The 1,073-nt window shown below is 52.5% G+C and carries 1 protein-coding gene; it reads right to left on the reverse strand.

The features are described from left to right. On the reverse strand, positions 1 to 1,073 hold a 1,073-nt coding region (locus AC2JC8_RS02235), incomplete at both ends, for an AIR synthase-related protein (RefSeq protein ID WP_484594129.1).

A 1,073-nucleotide genomic window follows, 5' to 3' on the forward strand; every position in this document is an offset into this window, starting at 1 on the left:
GTATTGGCCTGCACTTGATGGTCGTACTGACGCCACACCCATCTCTTACTGGCGATTGTTGGATCATCAAGCAACTGCAGCAATACGGTTCCCACCTGATCAACGGCAAGGGGCAACAAACTGTTTTCCTGCCAACGCCAGTGGGCCTGAATTGCTTCAGGCGGTTCACTAAGTAATTCGCGTTTATTAATTGGGGTGTCTTCCGCTAATGCGCGGGCAGGCACTTCTGCTGCTACTTCACCGTGCTGAAGCACCCTAACCACCTGTTCTTGCAGCACTTTTCCCACCACTGCTGCCTGCAAGCCCCAACGGCGAAAACGCTCCATCAACTCCTCTTCTTTACCTATCTCAACCACAAACAACATGCGTTCTTGGGATTCAGAAAGCAGGAAGTCGTAGGCGGTCATGCCCGTTTCCCTTGCCGGCACTAGATCAAGGTTCAGCTCAATACCTAAATTGCCTTTTGCAGCCATTTCAGCGCAACTGCAGGTGAGGCCAGCGGCACCCATATCTTGGGCAGCCACCACCACTCCGCTTTTAAAAGCCTCTAGGCAAGCTTCGATTAAACCCTTTTCCAGAAATGGATCACCCACCTGCACCGCAGGCCGATCATCAAGGGAAGCTTCACTAAGTTCAGCGCTAGCAAAACTGGCTCCACCCATGCCATCACGGCCTGTGGTGCTGCCCACATAAATCACCGGATTACCAACACCACTGGCACCGGAACGCACAATTTCTGTGGTTTCCATCAAGCCAAGGGCCATGGCATTTACCAATGGATTACCCGAATAACTGGAATCAAAACAAACTTCACCACCCACGGTTGGAACACCAACGCAATTGCCGTAGTGAGCAATACCTGCCACCACCCCCTCCATTAAGCCGGCATTACGGGGATCCTCAAGCGGACCAAAGCGCAGGGCATTAAGCAGAGCTAGTGGCCTTGCCCCCATGGTGAAAATATCGCGCAAAATGCCGCCCACCCCAGTAGCAGCACCTTGAAATGGCTCCACTGCAGATGGATGGTTGTGGCTTTCGATTTTGAAAGCCAGGCGAAAACCATCACCCAAATC

It is taken from the genome of Synechococcus sp. (assembly GCF_982614295.1).